This window comes from Pseudaquabacterium inlustre (assembly GCF_038066595.1).
Lineage (GTDB): Bacteria > Pseudomonadota > Gammaproteobacteria > Burkholderiales > Burkholderiaceae_C > Pseudaquabacterium > Pseudaquabacterium inlustre.
The window spans coordinates 385,661-405,584 of sequence record NZ_JBBUTH010000001.1; the positions used below are offsets into that span (position 1 = coordinate 385,661).

The following is a 19,924-nucleotide window of genomic DNA, read 5'->3' on the forward strand; positions in this document are numbered from 1 at the left end:
GAGGGCACCGCCGCATCGTCGACAACCGGTCCCCCCTCACGCAGCACTGGCGCGCGTGACCCCGGATGCTTGTGCAGTCCTCTGGGAGCGCATATCGGCCCCCGAACAGCGAAGTTGAGCGTCGCCCCGGCGGCCCGAAGCCAGGCCTCAGTCGCCCACCAGCCCGTTGCGGATGGCGTACACCGTGAGTTCGGCGTTGTTCTGCAGGCCCAGCTTTTCAAGCACCCGTGCACGGTAGACGCTCACCGTCTTGGGGCTGAGCGTGAGTTCTTCCGCGATGTCGGCCAGGCGCTTGCCCGAGGCGATCATCACCAGGGTCTGCAGTTCGCGGTCCGAGAGCTTGTCGTGCGCGTTCTCGGGCGCCGGCATGGTCAGGCTTTCCACCAGCATCTGCGCGATCTCGGGCGTGACGTATTTCCGCCCCTGGGCCACGGTGCGCACGGCCGCCACCAGGCCCTGCGGGTCGCCACCCTTGTTCACGTAGCCGTAGGCGCCGGCGCGCAGCGCGCGGATGGCGTACTGGTCTTCGGGGTACATGCTGACCACCAGCACCTTGACCGGCGAACCCTCGTCCTTGAGCGCGTGCATCACGTCCAGCCCGCTGCGGCCGGGCAGGTTGATGTCGAGCACCAGCACATCGCAGCGCGTGCCGCGCATCAGCGCGCGCAGCTCGCCGTAGTCGCCGGCCTCGCCCACCACCTCGATGTCGGCGGCGTCGGACAGGGTGTCGCGGATGCCGCGCCGGATCAGCGCGTGGTCGTCACACAGAATGACTTTGATCATGGGTTGTCGTCCCAGCCCAGGGTGTCGGGATCGTCGAAATCGGTGTCGTCGGCGCCACCGGCGCCGGGGATCGGCACGCTCAGCATCAGCACCGTGCCCTGGCCGGGGCTGCTGGACACGTCGACCCAGCCGCCCACGGTGCCGGCGCGCTCGTGCAGGCCGCGCAGGCCGAAGCTGCGCGCCTTGGCCAGGTCGGCCTTGGACAGGCCGCGGCCGTTGTCGCTGACCTCCAGCGACAGCACGCCGCGCGCCAGCGACAGGTCGATCAGCACCTTGCTGGCCTGGGCGTGCTTGGTCACGTTGGTCAGCGCCTCCTGCGCGAAGCGGTAGGCCACCAGCGGCACGCCGGCGGGCAGTTGCATGCTGTCGTGGCTGGTCTGGCAGATGCAGGTGATGCCGTGGCGCTTCTCGAAGGCCTGGGCCATCCACTGCAGCGCCGGCACCAGGCCCTGTTCGAGGATGGCCGGACGCAGGTTCAACATGATGCGCTGGCTGGCCTCGACCGCATGGGCCACGGTGTCCAGCGCGGTGGCCACGCGGTGCTGCACCTCGGGCACATCGACATGCCGGGCGATCCAAGACAGGTCGAACTTGATGGCCGTCAAGCTGCCGCCCACGTCGTCGTGGATCTCGCGCGCGATGGCCGCGCGCTCCATCTCGATGCTGGTCTGCAGGTGCTGGGCCAGCTCACTCAGGCGCTGGCGGCTGGCGGCCAGCTCGCGGTCGGCCTGCTGGCGCGCCAGGCGCTCGTGGTGGGCCTCGATGGCGTGCTCCACGGCCGGCGCCAGGCGCGCGAGGTTGTTCTTCAGCAGGTAGTCGGACGCGCCGTTGCGCATGGCGGCCACGGCCGTGTCCTCGCCGATCTCGCCCGAGACCAGGATGAAGGGCAGGTCGCAGCCGCTGTCCTTGAGGATCTGCTGCGCGCGCAGGCCGGTGAAGCCGGGCAGCTTGAAATCGGACAGCACCACGTCCCACGGCCAGCCGTCGCGACCGCTGGCCAGTTGGCGGGCGAACTCGGCTTCGGTGTCCACGCGCAGCGCGTCCAGGCGGTGGCCGGCGCGGGCCAGATGGGCCATGGCCAGGTCGTGGTCGAGTGGGGAATCCTCGACGTGCAGCACGCGCAGCACCCGATCGGGGGTCGAAATGGGCATGGCCGGAGTATGGCAAAGCCCACACCCCATGCCGGACCTGCCCGGCGCAGTGAGGAATTGGCACCGGTTGAGCCCCAACTTCGCCCTAATGTTTCCGGCCCCGGCGCCGAAAAATCGCGAAGCCCCTGCCATCCGGAGCCTCCGGAATGCCGGGCTGAACGTGGAGTGACGATGCCCGACGACGAACTGACACCGCAGGTCCCCAGCGCCGAGCTCAGCCTGACCGTGGCGGCCGACCTGCAGGACAGCCTGATGGTGGCCCAGAACGACCTGGACCGCCTGCAGCGCCTGCTGTCCGATGCCACGGAGACGTTGATGGGCCATTTCTATGGCGCCTCGGCCCAGATCACGCGTCTGGCCCGGGCCGCCGCGCAGCACCCCGAGTTGCAGAGCGAAGGCCTGCACGAGGCCATGCAGCACCTGGGCGGCGCCGTCACGGCGCTGCAGTTCCAGGACATGGCCTGGCAACTGATCGGCCATACCCAGCGGCGATTGCGCAGTTGCGCCGACCGGCTGGCCAATGACGTGATGGGCGACGACGAAGAAGGCGCCGCCATCGTGGAGGAAGCCCCGTTGCGACCCAACCCCGTGACCCAGGACGAGATGGACGCCGGCTCGATCGAGCTGTTCTAGACCGCCACCCGACCGACCCGACAGCCCCAACAGACAGCCCTCATACAGCCCGGAGAATGACCATGCACTCGATCCTCGCCGTCGACGATTCCGCCTCCATGCGCCAGATGGTGTCCTTCACGCTGAAGAACGCCGGCTTCAACGTCGTCGAGGCCGTGGACGGCCAGGACGCCTGGGAGAAGGCCGGCCAGCGCGACTTCAGCCTGGTGCTGACCGACCAGAACATGCCCCGCATGGACGGCATCTCGCTGACCAAGAAGCTGCGTGACAGCCCCAAGTTCAAGAGCACGCCAATCCTGATCCTGACCACCGAGTCCAGCGACCAGATGAAGCAGGCCGGCCGCGCCGCAGGCGCCACGGGCTGGCTGGTCAAGCCCTTCGACCCCGCCAAGCTGATCGAAGTGATCGGCAAGGTCATTCGCTGACCGTCCGGCCCGCGGGCCGCGACCGCAACCGTCTGACCACCGCATCATTTTCGGGAGATCCCAGTCATGGGTGACATGAGCAACGAAGGCGCGCACCTGTCCGCCGGCATCGACCTGAGCCAGTTCTTCCAGGTCTTCTTCGAGGAGGCGGGCGAAAACCTCGAGTCGATGGAGCAGATGCTGCTCGAACTCGACGTGTCGGCCGCCGACGACGAGGAACTGAACGCCATCTTCCGCTGCGCCCACTCGGTCAAGGGTGGCGCCGCCACCTTCGGCTTCACCGACGTGGCCGAGCTGACGCACCAGATGGAGGCCCTGCTCGACAAGCTGCGCCGCCACGAACTGACCCCCACCGCGCAGATGGTGGACGTGCTGCTGGCCTCGGGCGACGCGCTCAAGGCCCTGCTGGCGCGCCACCAGGGCGCCGGCAACGAGGTGCCCGACACCACCGAGCTGCTGGCCACCATCCGCACGCTGTGCGCCGGTGGCACCCCCGCGCCGGTGGCCGCCCCGGTGATGGTGGCACCACCGCCGCCGGCCCCGGCCCCGGCGCCGGTGGCCGCGCCGGCCGGCGCCGCCGCCGCCAACCTGCTGCGCACGCTGGAACTGCGCGTGGGCTCCCTGCCCGATCCGAGCATGGCCGACAACCTGGTCGAGCTGTTCAAGGAGATCGACGGCCTGGGCACCATCGAGCCGCTGGACGCCGGCCGCTCGGCCGACGGCATGCGCCGCTTCAAGATCGTCACCACCAGCAGCGACAACGACCTGCTGGACCTGTTCACCTTCCATGTGCCACGCGAGGCGGTGCAACTGCAGCCGCTGGGCCCCGGCTACGGCTTCCACGAAGGCGCGCCGGGTGCGCCGCCGGTGGAGGCTCCGCCGGCGCGTGAGGTGGGCTACGGCTTCTTCGACAACGCCCCCGGCGCACCGGGCGCCGCCGCGCCCGCGCCGGCCGCCGCCAGCGACAGCGCCGCACCGGCCCCGGTGGCCGAGGCGCCCAAGCCCGTGGCCAAGCCGGCCGCACCGCGCGCCGAGGCCAAGCCGCCCGCCGCCGACGCCGCCACGCTGCGCGTGGCCGTGGAGAAGGTGGACCAGCTGATCAACCTGGTGGGCGAGCTGGTGATCACCCAGGCCATGCTGGCGCAAAACAGCAAGAACCTGGACGCCGCGCTGCACCAGCAGCTGGGCGCCGGCCTGGCCGACCTGGAGCGCAACACCCGCGACCTGCAGGAAGCGGTGATGTCGATCCGGATGATTCCGATGTCGATGGTTTTCAACCGCTTCCCGCGCATGCTGCGCGATCTGGCGGCCAAGCTGGGCAAGAAGGTCGAGCTGGTGACGCAGGGCGAAGCCACCGAGCTCGACAAGGGCATGGTGGAGAAGATCACCGACCCGCTGACCCACCTGGTGCGCAACAGCTGCGACCACGGCATCGAGAGCCCGGCCGACCGCCTGGCCAAGGGCAAGCCCGAGCACGGCACCATCACGCTCGTCGCCAGCCACCAGGGCGGTTCCATCGTCATCGAGGTGCGCGACGACGGCAAGGGCCTGAACCGCGAGAAGCTGATCAGCAAGGCGCGCGAGAAAGGCATCGACGCGCCCGACTCGATGAGCGACAACGAGGTCTGGAACCTGATCTTCGCGCCCGGCTTCTCCACCGCCGAGGTCGTCACCGACGTGTCGGGCCGCGGCGTGGGCATGGACGTCGTCAAGAAGAACATCATGGCGCTGGGCGGCTCGGTGGACATCGATTCCGCCGAGGGCTACGGCATGAGCGTCAAGGTGCGCCTGCCGCTCACGCTGGCCATCATGGACGGCATGAGCGTGGGCGTGGGCGAGGAGTGCTACATCCTGCCGCTGGGCTCGGTGGTCGAGTCGTTCCAGGTGCAGGACAACATGGTCAAGACCATCGGCACCACCGGCCGCGTGGTGGAAGTGCGCGGCGAGTACATGCCGGTGATCGACCTGGAGAAGGTGTTCGAGGTGCCGCGCTTCGACTTCGAGCACGTTAGCAACATCATGGTGGTAGTCGAGAGCGAGGGCACGCGCGTGGCGCTGCTCGTCGACGAACTGCTCGGCCAGCAGCAGGTGGTGGTGAAGAACCTGGAAGCCAACTACCGCAAGGTGCCCGACGTGTCCGGCGCCACCATCATGGGCGACGGCCGCGTGGCCCTGATCCTCGACATCCTGTCGCTGGTGCGCCGCACGCGCCACTGACCTGCCCCACCCCCGCGCCGGCCCTGCGCCGGCGCCACCCCTGCCCTGCGTGCGGCCCGCCCGGCGGGCCGCAGCGAACACGACTGCCTCCATGAACCTTCAGAACCTGCGCATCGCCGCCAAGCTGTGGCTGGTGGTCGGCCTGTTCATCGCCGCCCTGCTGGCGCTGATCGGCTTCGCGGCCCTGCGATCGGCCGCCTCGCAGGCCGACGCCGACCGCGTGCTGGGCCAGGCCGAACTCAAGATCCACCTGGCCGGTGAATGGAGCGGCCTGACCGACGCCACGGTATCGCGCGTGATCGCCGCGGCGATCAGCAGCGACGAGACCGTGACCGTCGCGTTCAAGGAACAGAACGAGAAGTCCATCGCGCAGATCTCCGAGCTGCAGAAGCAGCTCAAGGAGCTGGCCACCAGCGACGCCGAGCGCGCGCAGATGGACAAGATCGGCGACCTGCGCAAGAAGGCGCTGGCGCACAACGCCAACATCGTGGCCCTGCGCAAGGACGGCAAGGGCGATGCCGCACGCGAGCTGGCCACCGGCCCGTTCCGCGCCGATGCCGCCGTCTACCTGCAGGCGCTGCGCGAGTTCGTGGTGATGCAAAAGGAGCTGTCACGCCAGGGCCGCGAGCGCGTGGCCGCCGAGCGCCGCCAGACCGTGGTGGTGGCGGCCGTGGCCGTGGCCCTGATCATCGCCGGCATGGTGGCCGGCACGCTGGCCCTGGTGGGCAGCATCCGCAACCCGGTGCGCGAGGCCGTGGGCCTGGCCGACCGCATTGCCGCGGGCGACCTGAGCGCACCGCGCACCGCCCACCGCGGTGACGAGTTCGGCGAGCTGATGACCGCGCTGGGCCGCATGGCGGCGTCGCTGTCAGGCACCATCGTGCAGGTGCGCCAGGCCAGCGACTCGATCCGCACCGCCAGCGCCGAGATCGCCGCCGGCAACCAGGACCTGAGCCAGCGCACCGAGCAGACCGCCAGCAGCCTGCAGCAGACCGCCAGCTCGATCGAGCAGCTGACCGGCACCGTGCGCCAGAGCGCCGACTCGGCCGCCCAGGCCAACCAGCTGGCCGCCAGCGCGCAAAGCGTGGCGCAACGCGGCGGCGAGGTGGTGAGCCAGGTGGTCAGCACCATGGATGAGATCAACACCGCGTCCAAGCGCATCGCAGACATCATCGGCACCATCGACGGCATCGCCTTCCAGACCAACATCCTGGCGCTGAACGCGGCGGTGGAAGCCGCCCGCGCCGGCGAGCAGGGCCGCGGCTTCGCGGTGGTGGCCGGCGAGGTGCGCAGCCTGGCGCAGCGCAGCGCCGAGGCCGCGCGCGAGATCAAGAGCCTGATCAGCGCCAGCGTCGAGAAGGTGGAATCGGGCTCGCGCCTGGTGCAGGACGCCGGCAGCACGATGAACGAGATCGTCAGCAGCGTCTCGCGCGTCACCGACATCATCGGCGAGATCAGTGCCGCCTCGGCCGAACAGAGCTCGGGCATCGGCCTGGTCAACGGCGCGGTGACCGACCTGGACCAGATGACGCAGCAGAACGCCGCGCTGGTGGAGCAGAGCGCTGCCGCCGCCGAGAGCCTGAAGTCGCAGGCCGACCGCCTGGCCAGCATGGTGGCCACCTTCCGCGCCGATGGCGCCGCCGCGCCGGCCATGCCGCCGGCCGCCAGCCCGGTGCGCGCACCGGCGGCCGCCCCGGTGCTGCACAGCGCGCCGGCCGCGCGCCCGGCCCCGGCGCTGCAGGCCCCCAAGGCCGCCGCACCGCGTCCGGCACCGGCCCCGGTGGCGGCACCTCGCCCGGCCCCGGCGCCCGCGGCCAGCAGCACGGCCGACGCCGACTGGGAAACCTTTTGATCCCCTGCGCAGCGGCCGGCCCCGTGCCGGCCGCTGCGCCGGATGCCTGACCCGGTCCGCCTGCGCCCGCCGTATCCGCGCCCGGCCGACCGATATCTTTCTGGCAGTACCCCCACCCTGCGGAGCGCGGTGATGAATTCGGCGATGCAATGGATGCGCGGCTACTCGATCCGGTTCCGCATGCGCGCGGCGATTGCCGTGGTGCTGGGGCTGTTCGGGCTGGTCGGCTTGGCCGGCCTGCTGGGCGGCCGGAACCTGGGCGTGCTGAACCAGGACATGGTGCACCACTCGATGGCCGAGCAGCGGGCGGTGGCCGATGCCCGCTTCACGCTGGCCCAGGTGCGCCGCTTCGAGCAGGACGCGGTGATCCACTACGAGGACGGCGAGGCGGTGGCGCGCGACCGCAAGTCCTGGCAGCAGACCGTCGAGGCGCTGAAGAGCCAGCTGGGCAAGCTGCTGGAAGGCGAGGACGACGCCGACAACCCGCATGCGCGAGCGGCGCTCAAGGCCATCGAGGAGTACGCCACCGCGTCCAAACCGGTGTTCGACACGCTGCAGGCCGGCAACTACGACAACGCCCGCACCGCCGACCGCATGCTGGCGCGCGCCAAGCACCACTTCCAGACGATGGAGGCGGAGATGGAGGCCATCACCGTGATCCTCGACAAGGAAGCCAAGGCCACGCAACAGCAATTCGACGACGAGCTGCAGCGCACCACGGTGCTGTTCGTCGGCGTGCTGGCGATGGTGGTGCTGGTGGTGGTGCCGACCACGCTGCTGAACTCGCAATCGATCACCGGCCCCATCGTGCAGGCGCGTGCGGTGGCCCAGGCCATCGCCTCGGGCGACCTGACCCAGCGCATCGTGGCCGAGGGCAGTGACGAGGCCGCCGACCTGCTGCGCGGCCTGGCCTCGATGCAGGACGCGCTGCGCACCCTGGTGGGCGAACTGCGCGACGCCTCGGGCAGCATCCAGCGCTCGTCGGGCGAGATGGCGGCCGGCAACCTGGACCTCAGCGGCCGCACCGAGCAGGCCGCCAGCAGCCTGCAGCAGGCCGCCTCGTCGCTGGAGCAGATCACCGATTCGGTGCGCCAGAGCGCCGAGTCGTCCGGCCAGGCCAGCGCGCTGGCGCAGTCGGCGCAGGACGTGGCCCAGCGCGGCGGCTCGGTGGTGCAGCAGGTGGTGGCCACGATGGACCAGATCCACAGCGCCTCCAGCCGCATCGCCGACATCACCGGCGTGATCGACGGCATCGCCTTCCAGACCAACATCCTGGCGCTGAACGCGGCGGTGGAAGCCGCCCGCGCCGGTGAACAGGGCCGCGGCTTCGCCGTGGTGGCCGGCGAGGTGCGCAGCCTGGCGCAGCGCAGCGCCGAGGCCGCACGCGAGATCAAGAGCCTGATCGGCGCCTCGGTGGAGCGCGTGTCGGCCGGTGCCGAGCAGGTGCGCGAGGCCGGCCGCACGATGGACGAGATCGTCGATTCGGTGCAGCGCGTCAGCCGCATCATCGCCGAGGTCACCACCTCGGCCGACGCGCAGAGCCAGGGCATCGGCGAGGTCAGCGGCGCCGTCACCGGGCTGGACCGCATGACGCAGCAGAACGCCTCGCTGGTGGAGCAGACCGCCGCCGCAGCCGAGAGCCTGTCCGACCAGGCCAAGGCGCTGACCGGCATCGTCGGCCGCTTCCGCATCGAGAGCGTGCATTGATTCACGACCACCGGTGCCCGCCGCGCGGCCAGGCCGCCTGCGGCACCGGCCACGCCTCAACCGGCGCCAGACCCCGCCGATAACCCCGACAGGCCCGCAAGCCAGCGCGCCCGCACCTACCGCCCCCGACTGGAGAACGCACGCCATGGACATGATCACCGACGCCGCCGCCGTGGCCCGCCACGAGGCCCAGCGCGCCATCGAGGCCGCCGGCCAGCGCGCTGCCACGCTGCAGGCGCACAACGGCGAGTACCTCACCTTCCGCCTCGGCGCCGAGGAATACGGCATCGACATCCTGCGCGTGCAGGAGATCCGCTCGTACGAGCAGCCCACGCGCATCGCCAACGCGCCCTCGTTCCTGAAGGGCGTGGTCAACCTGCGTGGCGTGATCGTGCCCATCGTCGACCTGCGCCTGAAGCTGGGCTGCGACAGCGCCGACTACACGCCGTTCACCGTGGTCATCGTGCTGAACCTGCGCGGCCGGGTGGTGGGCGCGGTGGTGGACTCGGTGTCCGACGTGCTGGAGCTGGCGGGCGACAGCATCCGCCCGGCCCCGGCCATGGGCACCTCGGTCGATGCCGCCTTCATCACCGGCATCGCCAGCGTCAACGAGCGCATGCTGATCCTGATGGACATCGAGGCGCTGATGGGCAGTGCCGACATGGGCCTGCTGGAGCAAGCCGCCACCTGAGCGCCGGCGCGATCCCCCCAGCGAGTCGGGTACGCGCCTGCGCCAGTCGATCGCCCGAGACCCCTTCGAACCTGTCTTCTCGCCCGGGAGTTCCCAGATGCAGATGAAACTCTCCACCCGCCTGTGGTTGCCCACCATCGTCCAGCTCACCGTGGTGGTGGCGCTGGCCGGTCTGATGGCCGTGCGCACGCAGAGCAACATCGCCGAATCGAATGCGCAGCAGGCCGCGCAGCAGACCAAGCTGGAGGACGCCTCGGACTGGCGCGGCCTCACGGCATCGAACATCGTCCGCACGCTGGCCAGCGTGCAGGGTGACGACCCCAAGGTGGCGGCCGCGCTGAAGCCGCAGATCGAGGCCACGACGGCCAAGATCAGCGAATTGCAAAAGCGCATCGAATCGCTGGCCGACACCCCGGAAGAGAAGGACGCGCTGGCCAAGGTGGCCGAGACGCGCAAGGCCTACATCGCCGCGCGCGACGAGGTGCGCAAGCTCAAGGCCGACGGCAAGCACGAGGAGGCCACCGCGGCGCTGGACAGCAAGATGCGGCCCAAGGTGGAGGCCTACACCGCCGCCCAGACCGCCTTCCTGACGCTGCAGCAGACGCGCAGCAACGCGCTGCGCGAGGCCACCGGCCGCGACCGCATGCGCACCGTGTGGGCCGTCGTCGGCGTGATGCTGGTGGTGGTGGCCGGCATGGCCATCGGCGCCCTGCTGACCGTGCGCGCCATCGCCCGCCCGATGAAGGAACTGGCCGACACCGCGCACCGCATCGGCGAGGGCGACCTGACCGTCAACATCGACACCAGCCGCCATGACGAGATCGGCGAGGTGATGAACTCGCTGGCCCACATGCGCGACGCACTGCAGCGCGTGGTGGGCGAGGTGCAGCAGGTGGCCGAATCGATCCAGGTGGCCAGCACCGAGGTGGCCAGCGGCAACCAGGACCTGAGCCAGCGCACCGAGCAGGCTGCCAGCAACCTGCAGCAGACCGCCAGCTCGATCGAGGAGCTGACCGGCACCGTGCGCCAGAGCGCCGACTCCGCCGCCCAGGCCAACCAGCTGGCCGCCAGCGCCCAGAACGTGGCGCAGCGCGGCGGCGAGGTGGTGAGCCAGGTGGTCAGCACGATGGACGAGATCAACCACGCGTCGAAGAAGATCTCCGACATCATCGGCACCATCGACGGCATCGCCTTCCAGACCAACATCCTGGCGCTGAACGCGGCGGTGGAAGCCGCCCGCGCCGGCGAACAGGGCCGCGGCTTCGCGGTGGTGGCCGGCGAGGTGCGCAGCCTGGCCCAGCGCAGCGCCGAGGCCGCGCGCGAGATCAAGAGCCTGATCGGCGCCAGCGTCGAGAAGGTGGAATCGGGCTCGCGCCTGGTGCAGGACGCCGGCAGCACGATGAGCGAGATCGTCACCAGCGTCTCGCGCGTCACCGACATCATCGGCGAGATCAGCGCAGCCGCCGGCGAGCAGAGCTCGGGCATCGGCCTGGTCAACAGCGCGGTGAGCAACCTCGACCAGATGACGCAGCAGAACGCCGCGCTGGTGGAGGAAAGCGCCGCCGCCGCCGAGAGCCTGCGCGAGCAGGCCCACCGCCTGGCCGAGGTGGTGAGCACCTTCAAGGTCAACGGCAGCACGGCCCGCGCCAGCCACGCGGTCGCCGCGCCGCGGCCGGCCGCCAACCGGCCCGCCAGCAGCCTGGCCAGCGCCGGCAGCGCTCAGGCCACGGCCACGGCCACTGCCACGGCCACGCGCACGCCGAGCCCGGCGCCGGCCCGCCCGGCCACGCCGGCCCCGACCGCGGCCCCGGCCCGTCCCGCCGACGTGGCGCAGGCCGCCATCGGCCAGGCCCGTGACAGCAGCGCGCGCAGCACCGCCCCCGCCAGTCGCGCCGTCTCCGACGACGACTGGGAAACCTTCTGAACCCCGCGGCACACGCCCACGGAGCCCCAGCGATGCACGCCTCCCTTTCCCTCCCTGGCCGCCCTTCCGGCGGTTCGTCCCTGGCCCGACGCATCTCGCTGGGTGCCGCCGGGGCCATCGCCGCGGTGATGCTCGGCATCTGCGCCGTGATGGCCTGGGCCACCGCGCACGAGACCCGCGGCCACGTTGAACGCCTGGCTTCCGAGCGCGCCCATGCGGCGGCGCAGTCGCTGGAGGCCTTCGACGAGGCCGCCCGCCAGGTGACCGAACGCTTCTACACCAGCTTTGCTGAAGGCTTTGCCAAGGACTTCAGCCTGGATGCCGCCTCGGGCGAGCTGCGCAACGCCGGCGAGAAGCTCAACGGCAGCTTCACGGCGGTGGACAAGTTCGCCGCCAGCACCGGCGGCGTGGCCACGATCTTCGCGCGCAAGGGCGATGACTTCGTGCGCATCACCACCTCGCTGAAGAAGGAGAACGGCGACCGCGCGATGGGCACGATGCTCGGCAGCGGCCACCCGGCCTTCAAGAAGATGATGGCCGGTGACAGCTACACCGGCCGCGCCTTCCTGTTCGGCAAGCACTACATGACCCGCTACCAGGCGGTGAAGGATGGCGCCGGCCAGGTGGCGGGCATCCTGTTCATCGGCTTCGACCTGTCGGCCTTCCAGGCCACGCTGGACAAGATGGTGGCCGAGGGCAAGCTCTACGACACCGGCGGTCTGGCCGTGATCGACCCGAAGAAGGCCCCCGCCGACGCGGTGTTCGTGGCCCACCCGACGCTGCGCGGCAAGAAGGTGACCGAAGCCTGGCCGGGCGCCGAGAAGTCGCTGGCCATGCTGGCGGCCGCCGGTGCCGACAGCGGACCCCAGGCGCTGCCGGTGCCGCTGCTGGCCGCCGGCGACAACCGCTGGGCCGTGGTGCGCAAGGCGCCGGGCTCGGGCTGGTGGCTGGTGGCCGAGGTGAGCGACACCGAGGCCATGCGCCCGCATTACGCGGCCATGCTGCCCTTCGTGGCCTTGTTCGTCGGCGCGGCCGTGGTGCTGGGCCTGGGCATGGCCTGGCTGCTGCGCAACGGCGTGTCGCGCCCGCTGGCCGATCTGGGCCAGCACCTGGAAGCCGTGGCCCAGGGCGACCTGACCCATGCCGTGCGGGTGGACCGCCACGACGAGATCGGCCGCCTGATGCAGCAGGTGGAAGCGATGCGCGAGAACCTGGCCAGCACCATCCAGCGCGTGCGCCAGGCCGCCGAATCGATCGGCACGGCCAGCAACGAGGTGGCCAGCGGCAACCAGGACCTGAGCCACCGCACCGAGCAGGCGGCCAGCAACCTGCAGCAGACCGCCAGCTCGATCGAGCAGCTGACCGGCACCGTGCGCCAGAGCGCCGACTCGGCCGCCCAGGCCAACCAGCTGGCCGCCAGCGCGCAAAGCGTGGCCCAGCGCGGCGGCGAGGTGGTGCAGCAGGTGGTCAGCACGATGGACGAGATCAACCACGCGTCCAAGAAGATCGCCGACATCATCGGCACCATCGACGGCATCGCCTTCCAGACCAACATCCTGGCGCTGAACGCCGCGGTGGAAGCCGCGCGCGCCGGCGAGCAGGGCCGCGGCTTCGCGGTGGTGGCCGGCGAGGTGCGCAGCCTGGCGCAGCGCAGCGCCGAGGCGGCGCGCGAGATCAAGAGCCTGATCGGCGCCAGCGTCGAGAAGGTGGACTCGGGCTCGCGCCTGGTGCAGGACGCCGGCAGCACGATGCGCGACATCGTCAGCAGCGTCTCGCGCGTCACCGACATCATCGGCGAGATCAGCGCCGCCGCCGGCGAGCAGAGCAGCGGCTTCGGTCAGGTCAATGGCGCCATCGGCAACCTCGACCAGATGACGCAGCAGAACGCCGCGCTGGTGGAAGAAAGCGCCGCCGCCGCCGAGAGCCTGCGCGAGCAGGCGCACCGACTGACCGAGGTGGTGAGCACCTTCAAGGTGAGTTGACGCACGCCCCAGGCGGCGCCGCCGGGTTCAGGCCCTGCGCTCAATCGGCGGCCTGGCGCAGCGTGTGCATCACGGGGCGGCGCAGCACCTCGCGCAGGCCCCACCAGCCGGCGGCCCAGGCCAGCAGCGCGCCGGCCGCCAGGCCGGCCAGCGGCACCCAGGGCGCAGGCGTCCAGACGAACTCGAACACGCGCTGGGCCAGCAGCCCGCCCAGCACCACGGCGGCCAGCGAGGCCAGCAGCCCGGCCAGCGCGCCCACGCCCAGCAGCTCGGCGCGCTGCACCCGGCGCAACAGCGTGCTGCCGGCGCCCACCGCGCGCATCACGGCGTACTCGCGCGCGCGACTCTCGCGCGTGGCCGTCACCGCGGCGAACAGCACCACCACGCCGGCCGCCAGCGTGAAGCCGAACAACACCTCCACCGCCCGGATCACCTGGTCCAGCACCTGCTGCACCTGGGCCAGCGAGGCGGTGAGGTCGACATTGGTCAGGTTCGGAAACTGCCGCGCCAGCGCCCGGTCGAAGCCGGGGGCGGCGGCCGCATCGGGCGCACGGAATGCGCTGATGTAGGTGCTGGGCACGCCGTCCATGCGCGACAGCGGGAACATCACGAAGAAGTTCACCCGCATCGAGCCCCAGTCCACCTTGCGCAGGCTGGTGATGCGGCCCTCGCGCGGCTGGCCGGCGATGTCGAAGCGCAGCCGGTCGCCCAGCTTCAGCCCCAGGGTCTGCGCCAGGCCGACCTCCACGCTCAGGCCGTCGGCCTGCTCGGGCACCCAGGCGCCGGCGCTCAGCTGGTTGTGCGCGGGCAGCCGGGCGTCGTGGCTGAGGTTGAACTCGCGCTCGACCAGGCGCTGGGCGCGGTCGTCGGCGTACTGGCCGGGCGCCACCTCGCGGCCGTTGATGGCCACCAGTCGGCCGCGGATCATCGGGTACCAGTCGTAGCGCGTGACGCCGGCCGTCTTCAGCGCGGCCTGGAAGGCCTCGCCCTGCTCGGGCTGCAGGTTGATGACGAAGCGGTTGGGCGCGTCCACCGGCGTGGCGCGGCGCCAGGCCGAGATCAGGTCGGTGCGCAGCAGCACCAGCAGCACCAGGGCCAGCAGGCCGACCGACAGGGCCGAGACCTGCAGCACCACGAAGGCCGGCCGCGCCGACAGCTGTCGCGTGGCCAGCACCAGCCAGCGCGGCGCGCTGGCGCCCAGCATCCACCAGCGCGGCGCGCTGTCGGCCACGGCGCGGCGCAGCACCCACACCGCCACCCAGGCCAGCAGCGCGAACAGGCCCACCGCCACCGCGAAGCCGCCCACCGCGATGGCGCCCATGGTCAGGTCGCTCGAGGCTGCCAGCAGCAGCGCCGCGAAGCCCGCCGTGCCCGCCGCCAGCACGCCCAGCGAAGCCGGGCGCAGGCCGCCCACGTCGCGCCGGATCACGCGCAGCGGCGGCACCCGGGCCAGTTGCAGCACCGGCGGCAGGCCGAAGGCCATCAGCAGCATCAGGCCCACGCCCAGGCCGAACAGCGCCGGCCGCGCGTCGGGCGGCGGCAGCTGGGTGTCGAACAGCCCGGCCAGCAGCGTGACGAAGACGAAGTGCACCGCGAAGCCCAGCGCCACGCCGACCGCGCTGGCCACCACGCCCACGGCGCCGAACTCGAGCGCATAGGCGCCGGCGATGGCGCGCTGCGGCGCGCCCAGCACGCGCAGCATGGCGCAGTCGTCCAGGTGGCGCTGGGCGAAGTCGCGCGCCGCGATGGCCACCGCCACCGCCGCCAGCAGCGCCGCCAGCAGGGCCACCAGGTTCAGGAAGCGCTGCGCGCGGTCCAGCGTCTGGCGCATGGCCGGCTGGCCGGCGTCGATGGACTCGATGCGCACACCGCGCAGCCTGGCCGTGGCCACCTGGCCCTCGGCCCAGCGCACGAACTCGCGCACGCCGGGATCGGCCACGCCACGGTCGCCGCGCGCCGGGCTGGCCGCAGCCGCCACGGCCAGGCGCCAGGTCACGCGGCTGGCCGGCTGCACCAGGCCGGTGGCGTCCAGGTCGTCGGCATGCAGCATCACGCGCGGCGCGAAGGTGGCGAAGCCGGTGCCGCGGTCGGGTTCCTGCACGATCAGGCGGTCGATGGTGAAGCGGCTGTCCCCCAACAGCAGCGCATCGCCGAGGTGGAGCTGCAGCACATCCAGCAGCGCCGGATCCACCCACACGCGGCCGCGCGGCGGCCCTTGCGTGACCGCGGCCACCGGCCCCTCGGCCGCACTGCGGGTGCGCAGCACGCCACGCAGCGGATAGCCTTCGGACACCGCCTTGATGGCCGCCAGGCGCACGCCGCCACCCTGGTCGTCGGTGGCCCGGGCCATGCTGGGAAAGCTGGCGTTGCTGGCCACGCGCAGGCCCAGCGTCCGGGCCTTGGCCGCGAACTCGGGCGGCAGCGGCTGGTCGCTGGCCACCACGGCATCGCCGCCGAGCAATTGCATGGCATCGCGCGCCAGCGCCCCATCGAGCCGGTTGGCGAAGAAGCCCACGGCCGTCAGCGCTGCCACGGCCAGCACCACGGCCACCAGCAGCAGGCGCAACTCGCCGGCGCGGGCGTCGCGCCAGGTCTGGCGCCAGGCCAGCGCCAGGGTGGAGACAGGCAGGCGGCGCATCGGGGTCGACAGTTCACGGGGCATGGCCGGCACGGTACACCAGCGCCATGGCAACTGCCGGCATCGTGGCGATTGAACCCCGCATGCAGCACCTTCGAACGGCGGCCACCGGGCGCGCTGCTGTAATGGCCGCATGGACACCGCCACTGCCACCACACCCACCCGACTGGCCGGCCCCACGACGGCCATCGCCCCGATCTACCTGAGCCACGGCTCGCCGATGACCGCGCTGGAGCCCGGCGTGGCCGGTCCGTTCTGGCAGGCGCTGGGCGCACGCATCGACGCCAGCGTGGGCCGCCCGCGGGCCATCCTGGCGGTCTCGGCGCACACGCTGACGCGCGAGCCGGTGCTGCTGGCCGCCGCGCGCCACACCACGGTGCACGACTTCTCCGGCTTCCCCGAGCCGCTGTACCGCCTGCGCTACGACGCCCCGGGCGAGCCGGTGCTGGCCCAGCGCGTGGCCGGGCTGCTGAAGACCGCCGGGCTGCCGGCGCATGTGGTGCCCGAGGGCGGCCTCGACCATGGCATCTGGGCGCCGCTGCGCTTTGCCTGGCCGCAGGCCGACATCCCGGTGCTGCCGCTGGGCTTTCCGCCCGACTGGAGCCCCGCGCGGCTGTTCGCGCTGGGCCAGGCGCTGGCGCCGCTGGCCGCCGAGGGCGTGCTGGTCTACGGCAGCGGCAGCATCACGCACAACCTGCGCCTGGTGTTCGCCTCGCGCTCGGGCGGCATGCCGCCGCTGGACGCCGCCGAGATGCCCGAGAGCGCCGCGTTCCGCGGCTGGTTCGCCGAGCGCAGCGCCGCAGCCGATTGGGACGCCCTGCTCGACTACCGGCGCCAGGCCCCGCATGCGGCCCTGATGCACCCCACCGACGAGCACCTGCTGCCCTTCTACGTGGCCGCGGGTGCCGCCGGCCGCGTGCCCGCCACCCGGCTGCACGACAGCATCACCTACGGCTGCCTGGGCATGGACGGCTACGGCTTCGGGCCCGGCGCCGGTGCGCTGGCCTGACCGGCGGCCGCAAAGAAAAACGGGTCAGATGCGCAAGGCATCTGACCCGTTGATCCAGCACCGGGGAGACCCGGACATCTGGCGCGGCTGGCAGGATTCGAACCCACGACCCCTTGGTTCGTAGCCAAGTACTCTATCCAACTGAGCTACAGCCGCAAATTTTTGAACAACTGATCTTCTGAAACGAAACCTCTTGGAGAGGACAACGGGTTACGAGATCACTCTCGTAACCCGTTGATTTGGATGGCGCGGCTGGCAGGATTCGAACCCACGACCCCTTGGTTCGTAGCCAAGTACTCTATCCAACTGAGCTACAGCCGCGAAGCCTCGCAGTATACAGCGTTTTTTGCCAGGCTGGCAAGTTCACGCAGATTTCGTCAATCGATGGCCGCCGCGGCGCGGTGGCAGGTGTTGGCCCGCTCCTCGTCGCCCTCCTCGGTGGCCAGGTGGGCCAGCGTGCGCCAGGCCTGGCGGCGCGCACGCGACTCCAGTGCGGCGTCGGTGGCGGCCTGCTCCAGCGGACGGCGCGCCTTGCCCCACAGCTGGCGCTCGGCGAACACCGCGCCGGCGGCGGCCTGCACCGCCGATTCCGACGCATGCGCGCGCTGCGCCGCCTCGAGCCGCGGCAGCCAGTCGGGGCCGATGCCGGCCACCGCATCCACCAGCGCCAGCGCCACCTGGGCGCGGCCGTCGGTGCCCAGCGTCTCCAGCCGGTCCCAGAACGGACGCAGCCACAGGCGGGCATCCTCGGGCGCCCCCAGCGCGGCGATGCGGCGCGCGGCACGGCCGGCCACGAAGGCATCGCGCTGGTCGGCGGTGTCGAACTGCTGCCAGGTGCGGCGCAGCTGGTCGGCATCGTGTGCGTCGTCCAGCGCCTCGAAGGCCAGCGCGCGCAGCAGGGCCTGTGCCGCCGTGGCGGTGAAGGCCTGGTGGTTGGCCAGCAGGCGCGCGGTATGCAGCGCCTCCAGCGGGCGGCGGCTGATGCGCGCGGCCTGCAGCTTCAGGCGCAGCGCCTGGGTGCGGCGCGCCACGCCCGGCTGCAACTCGGCCAGCAGGGCCTCGGCACGCGGACCGTCGCGGTCGTCCAACGCCCACTCGGCGGCCAGCAGGCGCGCGCCGTCATCGGCCGCGCTGGGGCCCAGCTTGCGCACCAGGCGGAAGGCGCGCTGCAGCATCTCGTCGCGGCGGCCGCGGTCCTGCAGGCGGTGCAGGCCGCCGGCGGCGATCACATGCGCCAGCACCAGGAACTCGTGGTCGTCGTGCAGCACCTCCACCTCGTCGCGGATGGCGATGGCGCGCTGCGCGGCCTTGTGCGCCCGGCTGTAGCGGCCGGCGAAGTACTCGGTCAGCGCCTCGCGCATGGCCGACTGCGCGGCGCGCTCGCGCTGCAGTGCACGCCACTCGCGCGCGCGGGCAGGCAGGCCCACCAGGGCATCGATGGCCTGCATGGCCGAGACGACCACGAAGCCGATGCCCAGCGCGGCCAGCAGGAAGAAGTTCAGCGACAGGTCGAGCCGCCAGCCGCTCCAGTAGAACGAGGCCAGGCCGTTGTTGTCGCCCAGCGTCAGCGCGGCCACCACGGCCACGACGAACAGCAGGACGAGCCAGATGACGGTGCGCATCGGTGTCAGGCGCCTTCGGGGTGCAGACCGGGCTCAGCGCCCGGCCTGGGCCGCGGCCAGGGCCGCCAGGGTTTCATCGGGACGCGGCAGGTTCAGCTGGCGCGCCTGCCCGGCCACCTGGCGCACGGTCTCGCTGGTCAGCGTGACGCGGCGCGCGCTGTGGTCGAAGTAGCGGTCCAGCGAGTTCAGCGCATCGCGCAGATCGCTCTGCGCGGTGTCGAACTGGCGCGACAGCAGCGCCAGCCGGGCGTTCAGCAGGCGCAGCTTCAGGTTCTCGCGCAGGAACCAGGCCTGCTCGGGCGCCACCAGCATGGCCTCGGGCGCGTCGATGCGGGTCACGCGCACGAGGCCGCGCACCTCCTGCCAGATGCGGCCGGTGACGGTCAGCCAGCCGTCGCGCAGCGTGGGCCACCACTGTGTCCACACCGGTTCGGGCGCCGAGGCGGCGGCCGATGCCGCGCGGCCGGCAGCGGCCGCCCCCTTGGCCGGCGCCGAAGCCGCCGTGCCCGCGCCGATTGCCGCGGCCGCCGCGGCGTTCCGGCGCTCGATCTGCGCGGTGAGCGGCAACTCGTCCACGGTGCGGATGGCCTCGTCCAGGCGGATGGTCAGGCCGGCGATGTCGGTCACGGCGACGGCGCGCACGCGGTCGAGGTCGCGGGCGATGGCACGGCGCACGCGCTCCAGGCGCGGCTGGTTCATGCGCGCCAGTCGTTCCTCGGCCTGGCGCAGCGCGGCGGTCAGCGGCTCGGCGCTGCCAGTGATGGCGCCCTGCTGCACGGCCACGCGCAGCGCGGCATCGATGTCGGCCAGCGCGTTCTCGTCACGCGAGCGCGACAGCTGCTGGATCAACTCCTCCAGCTGGCCGCGCTGCATGGCGGTTTCGCTGACGCGGGCATCCAGCAAGGCGATCTTCGATTCGACGGCCTGCACCGTGTCCAGCGACTGGCGCGCCAGCGCCCGCGCTTCGACGGCCTGGCCCTGGCTGTCCTGCTGGCGGCGCACCAGCTCCTGCTCGAGCGCCTTCACGCGCTGCTGGCCCAGCAGGGCCAGGGTCAGCGCCGCCACGGCCATGGCGCCAACGGCGGCACCGGTGGGCAGCACCCAGCCTGGCAAGGCGGGTGCCGCGGCAATGGCTGAGGCAGCGGCAGCGGGCGCCGATGCCGGGCCGGCCGCGGACGGCGTGGCCGGTGTCACGGCGGCGGTGGACGCCTCGGGGCGCACGTGGTCGGCTGGGGTGTCGGCGTCATTCACCATCGCGGTCATTGTATCGACCGCCCCCTGCGACGCCGG

Annotated in this window: 14 protein-coding genes and 2 tRNA genes; 9 read left to right on the forward strand and 7 right to left on the reverse strand. The window is 71.8% G+C overall.

The window, feature by feature from the left end:
* Positions 1 to 147: 147 nt before the first annotated feature.
* Both AACH10_RS01745 and AACH10_RS01750 read right to left on the reverse strand, forming a co-directional pair.
* On the reverse strand, positions 148 to 783 hold the full coding sequence (locus AACH10_RS01745) for a response regulator (RefSeq protein ID WP_341408631.1): 636 nt from the start codon (positions 781 to 783) through the stop codon (positions 148 to 150).
* Positions 780 to 1,934, reverse strand: a complete 1,155-nt coding sequence (locus tag AACH10_RS01750) for a hybrid sensor histidine kinase/response regulator (RefSeq protein ID WP_341408632.1) — start codon at positions 1,932 to 1,934, stop codon at positions 780 to 782. Before AACH10_RS01750 ends, AACH10_RS01745 begins: the two co-directional genes overlap by 4 nt.
* A gap of 171 nt (positions 1,935 to 2,105) precedes the next feature.
* On the opposite strand from AACH10_RS01750, the gene AACH10_RS01755 reads away from it, so the two are divergent.
* The 8 genes from AACH10_RS01755 (at position 2,106) to AACH10_RS01790 (ending at position 13,365) form a co-directional block, all read left to right on the forward strand.
* Positions 2,106 to 2,567 (forward strand): hypothetical protein, encoded by a 462-nt coding sequence (locus AACH10_RS01755; RefSeq protein WP_341408633.1) that lies wholly within the window; start codon positions 2,106 to 2,108, stop codon positions 2,565 to 2,567.
* A gap of 62 nt (positions 2,568 to 2,629) precedes the next feature.
* Positions 2,630 to 2,992 (forward strand): response regulator, encoded by a 363-nt coding sequence (locus tag AACH10_RS01760; protein ID WP_341408634.1) that lies wholly within the window; start codon positions 2,630 to 2,632, stop codon positions 2,990 to 2,992.
* Positions 2,993 to 3,058: 66 nt separating this feature from the next.
* Positions 3,059 to 5,209: a chemotaxis protein CheA gene (locus AACH10_RS01765; RefSeq protein WP_341408635.1), complete on the forward strand. Its 2,151-nt coding sequence runs from the start codon at positions 3,059 to 3,061 to the stop codon at positions 5,207 to 5,209.
* A gap of 91 nt (positions 5,210 to 5,300) precedes the next feature.
* Complete coding sequence (locus AACH10_RS01770) at positions 5,301 to 7,061, forward strand: methyl-accepting chemotaxis protein (protein WP_341408636.1); 1,761 nt, start codon at positions 5,301 to 5,303, stop codon at positions 7,059 to 7,061.
* A 132-nt stretch (positions 7,062 to 7,193) separates the two neighbouring features.
* Complete coding sequence (locus tag AACH10_RS01775; RefSeq protein WP_341408637.1) at positions 7,194 to 8,768, forward strand: methyl-accepting chemotaxis protein; 1,575 nt, start codon at positions 7,194 to 7,196, stop codon at positions 8,766 to 8,768.
* Positions 8,769 to 8,913: 145 nt separating this feature from the next.
* On the forward strand, positions 8,914 to 9,459 hold the full coding sequence (locus AACH10_RS01780) for a chemotaxis protein CheW (RefSeq protein ID WP_341408638.1): 546 nt from the start codon (positions 8,914 to 8,916) through the stop codon (positions 9,457 to 9,459).
* Between the two features lie 103 nt (positions 9,460 to 9,562).
* Positions 9,563 to 11,383, forward strand: a complete 1,821-nt coding sequence (locus tag AACH10_RS01785) for a methyl-accepting chemotaxis protein (protein ID WP_341408639.1) — start codon at positions 9,563 to 9,565, stop codon at positions 11,381 to 11,383.
* Positions 11,384 to 11,415: 32 nt separating this feature from the next.
* Positions 11,416 to 13,365 carry a methyl-accepting chemotaxis protein gene (locus AACH10_RS01790; RefSeq protein ID WP_341408640.1) on the forward strand — a complete coding sequence of 650 codons (1,950 nt, stop codon included), beginning with the start codon at positions 11,416 to 11,418 and terminating at the stop codon, positions 13,363 to 13,365.
* A gap of 40 nt (positions 13,366 to 13,405) precedes the next feature.
* Here the strand turns inward: AACH10_RS01790 and AACH10_RS01795 are convergent, their stop codons facing one another.
* On the reverse strand, positions 13,406 to 16,003 hold the full coding sequence (locus AACH10_RS01795) for an ABC transporter permease (RefSeq protein WP_341408641.1): 2,598 nt from the start codon (positions 16,001 to 16,003) through the stop codon (positions 13,406 to 13,408).
* A 133-nt stretch (positions 16,004 to 16,136) separates the two neighbouring features.
* Here AACH10_RS01795 and AACH10_RS01800 point away from each other — a divergent pair, with 133 nt between their 5' ends.
* On the forward strand, positions 16,137 to 17,012 hold the full coding sequence (locus tag AACH10_RS01800) for a DODA-type extradiol aromatic ring-opening family dioxygenase (protein ID WP_341408642.1): 876 nt from the start codon (positions 16,137 to 16,139) through the stop codon (positions 17,010 to 17,012).
* A 79-nt stretch (positions 17,013 to 17,091) separates the two neighbouring features.
* On the opposite strand, the gene AACH10_RS01805 is transcribed toward AACH10_RS01800, so the two are convergent.
* The 4 genes from AACH10_RS01805 to AACH10_RS01820 form a co-directional block, all read right to left on the reverse strand.
* Positions 17,092 to 17,168 (reverse strand) — tRNA-Arg (locus AACH10_RS01805).
* Positions 17,169 to 17,256: 88 nt separating this feature from the next.
* Positions 17,257 to 17,333: transfer RNA gene (locus AACH10_RS01810), tRNA-Arg, on the reverse strand.
* Positions 17,334 to 17,389: 56 nt separating this feature from the next.
* Entirely contained in the window at positions 17,390 to 18,634 is a 1,245-nt protein-coding gene (locus AACH10_RS01815; RefSeq protein WP_341408643.1) for a heme biosynthesis HemY N-terminal domain-containing protein, read from the reverse strand.
* 33 nt (positions 18,635 to 18,667) lie between these two features.
* Positions 18,668 to 19,888, reverse strand: coding sequence for a uroporphyrinogen-III C-methyltransferase (locus AACH10_RS01820; RefSeq protein ID WP_341408644.1), 1,221 nt, complete (start codon positions 19,886 to 19,888; stop codon positions 18,668 to 18,670).
* Between the last annotated feature and the right edge of the window lie 36 nt (positions 19,889 to 19,924).

Bases quoted from the DNA above. Each gene is read 5' to 3' on its own strand.
- AACH10_RS01785 (WP_341408639.1), top strand. From the start codon at position 9,563: ATGAAACTCTCCACCCGCCTGTGGTTGCCCACCATCGTCCAGCTCACC.
- AACH10_RS01790 (WP_341408640.1), top strand. From the start codon at position 11,416: ATGCACGCCTCCCTTTCCCTCCCTGGCCGCCCTTCCGGCGGTTCGTCC.
- AACH10_RS01745 (WP_341408631.1), bottom strand. From the start codon at position 783: ATGATCAAAGTCATTCTGTGTGACGACCACGCGCTGATCCGGCGCGGC.
- AACH10_RS01820 (WP_341408644.1), bottom strand. From the start codon at position 19,888: ATGGTGAATGACGCCGACACCCCAGCCGACCACGTGCGCCCCGAGGCG.
- AACH10_RS01755 (WP_341408633.1), top strand. From the start codon at position 2,106: ATGCCCGACGACGAACTGACACCGCAGGTCCCCAGCGCCGAGCTCAGC.
- AACH10_RS01795 (WP_341408641.1), bottom strand. From the start codon at position 16,003: ATGCGCCGCCTGCCTGTCTCCACCCTGGCGCTGGCCTGGCGCCAGACC.
- AACH10_RS01765 (WP_341408635.1), top strand. From the start codon at position 3,059: ATGGGTGACATGAGCAACGAAGGCGCGCACCTGTCCGCCGGCATCGAC.
- AACH10_RS01815 (WP_341408643.1), bottom strand. From the start codon at position 18,634: ATGCGCACCGTCATCTGGCTCGTCCTGCTGTTCGTCGTGGCCGTGGTG.
- AACH10_RS01780 (WP_341408638.1), top strand. From the start codon at position 8,914: ATGGACATGATCACCGACGCCGCCGCCGTGGCCCGCCACGAGGCCCAG.
- AACH10_RS01770 (WP_341408636.1), top strand. From the start codon at position 5,301: ATGAACCTTCAGAACCTGCGCATCGCCGCCAAGCTGTGGCTGGTGGTC.
- AACH10_RS01760 (WP_341408634.1), top strand. From the start codon at position 2,630: ATGCACTCGATCCTCGCCGTCGACGATTCCGCCTCCATGCGCCAGATG.
- AACH10_RS01775 (WP_341408637.1), top strand. From the start codon at position 7,194: ATGAATTCGGCGATGCAATGGATGCGCGGCTACTCGATCCGGTTCCGC.
- AACH10_RS01750 (WP_341408632.1), bottom strand. From the start codon at position 1,934: ATGCCCATTTCGACCCCCGATCGGGTGCTGCGCGTGCTGCACGTCGAG.
- AACH10_RS01800 (WP_341408642.1), top strand. From the start codon at position 16,137: ATGGACACCGCCACTGCCACCACACCCACCCGACTGGCCGGCCCCACG.